The sequence below is a fragment of the Sulfitobacter sp. HI0027 genome (assembly GCF_001634775.1).
Lineage (GTDB): Bacteria > Pseudomonadota > Alphaproteobacteria > Rhodobacterales > Rhodobacteraceae > Sulfitobacter.
In genome coordinates, this window is record NZ_LWER01000232.1 from 1 (window position 1) to 1,145 (window position 1,145).

Genomic DNA, 1,145 nt, shown 5'->3' on the forward strand with positions numbered 1-1,145 from the left:
GTCATCCATCAGATCCTCAATAAAGGTGCTGAGCAACTGAGTGCGCCCGGTAACGGCAGCCTTGCGATAAATCGCGTTTGTCTGCGCTTTGATCGTCCCCTCAGAAGTGCCGCGCAGGTCCGCAATGTCGCGGGTGCTCAGGCCCTTGACCAAAAACACCGCGACATCCCGCTCGGCGGGGGTCAGACGCCAATCGGTGAAATGCTGCGACATCACCATCGAAAACTCTGAGGTGCAACGGCGCATCTTTTCTTCGGCGAGCCGCGCTCGTTGCAGGCTTGTTCTAAGGGCGATCCAGCCAAGCGCCACGCCGAGGTTCAACCCGATGGCCAAGATCGTTTGCTGATACTCATGGCTCTGCCAGATCAGAAACTCAGGTTCCATTCCCATAGCGTCCAACAAGAAGCAGACGGTAAAGAAGATCGCCACAATGGCCTGTAGTGTTGCAATGGCCCAAAGGGCGATGGTTCCACGCGTTTTCATAGCTCGAAGTGCCTTATATTTGTGGAAAGCACAGGGCCGGTCCGGTCACCCGGCCCTGCGATTGGCGCTTACTTCATCGCTGTGACGGTCAGCTTGCCTTTGACACGATCGGCCACGAATTCGATGTTCTGGCCTTCCTTCATTTTGGCGATCAGCGCTTCATCGGCTTTGAACACCATGGTCATCGACGGCATGTCGAGGTTTTCAAGCGGGCCGTGAATGATGGTGACCTTCTTGCCCTTGGCGTCGACCTTTTTGATCTTGCCGGTGGAGTAGACCGCGGGCGCCTCTGGCGCGTCATCGGACTGGGCGACGGTGATCGGGCCATGCATGCCGGATTCGTAGTGGCCGGGGATCAGGCAGGCGAATTCAAACGTACCTTCGTTGGCGAAGGTCCAGATCACCTCGCCCTCCATGCCGGAGTCGAGACGCACCGAGTTCGGGTCATCATGCTCCATGTCCATCTTGGCCATGGATTCCTTGTGCTCGGCATTGCCTTCCATCGTGTCGATCACGAACTCATGCTCGATCTCGCCCTTGTTGGTGACGGCAAAGCGGATCGTCTCGCCTTCCTTGATGTCGAACGCGGCGGGCTCGAAAATCATCTCGCCGTCGTCGGTTTCGCGCATGGTCACGTCGATGGTGCGGTCCACGGCTTCGGC

Annotated in this window: 2 protein-coding genes; both read right to left on the reverse strand. The window is 57.7% G+C overall.

The window, feature by feature from the left end; all coding sequences use genetic code 11:
• Positions 1 to 483: helix-turn-helix transcriptional regulator (locus tag A3722_RS14915; RefSeq protein ID WP_067916251.1), on the reverse strand; the 483-nt coding region annotated here is incomplete at its 3' end.
• 68 nt (positions 484 to 551) lie between these two features.
• The coding region (locus A3722_RS14920) for a copper-binding protein (RefSeq protein ID WP_067916253.1) at positions 552 to 1,145 on the reverse strand (594 nt) is incomplete at its 5' end.